The organism is Streptomyces huiliensis (genome assembly GCF_020037025.1).
In the GTDB taxonomy this organism is placed as follows: Bacteria; Actinomycetota; Actinomycetes; order Streptomycetales; family Streptomycetaceae; genus Streptomyces; species Streptomyces huiliensis.
This window is the reverse complement of the sequence record NZ_JAIQLH010000451.1, coordinates 1-395: the sequence shown is the minus strand read 5'-3', so window position 1 is coordinate 395 and position 395 is coordinate 1. Positions and strand designations below refer to the sequence as shown.

The 395-nt window shown below is 77.5% G+C and carries 1 protein-coding gene; it reads left to right on the top strand.

Annotation, left to right across the window (positions count from 1 at the left end; all coding sequences use genetic code 11):
- Positions 1-395: AMP-binding enzyme (locus JNW98_RS35005; protein ID WP_443732510.1), on the top strand; the 395-nt coding region annotated here is incomplete at both ends.

Here is a 395-nt window from a genome sequence, read left to right as displayed (position 1 = left end):
ACCAGGTCAAGATCCGCGGCTACCGGGTCGAACTCGGTGAGATCGAGTCGGTGCTGCGCGCCGCCCCCGGCGTGGCGCAGGCCGCGGTCGTCGTCCGCGAGGACCTGCCCGGGCAGCGGCGGCTCGTCGGCTACGTCGTCCCCGAGGCCGGCGCGGCGGACGGGGCGGACGGCGCCCTGCTGCGCCGCCTGGCCGGTGAGCGGCTGCCGGAGTACATGGTGCCGGCGGCGGTCGTGGTGCTCGGCGCGCTGCCCGTGACGGGCAACGGCAAGCTGGACAGGCGGGCCCTGCCGGTCCCCGAGTACGGGGACGCGAGCGGGTACCGGCCGCCGGCCACGCCGGTCGAGGAGACGCTGGCCGCGATCTACGCCCGGGTGCTGGGCGTGGAGCGGGTC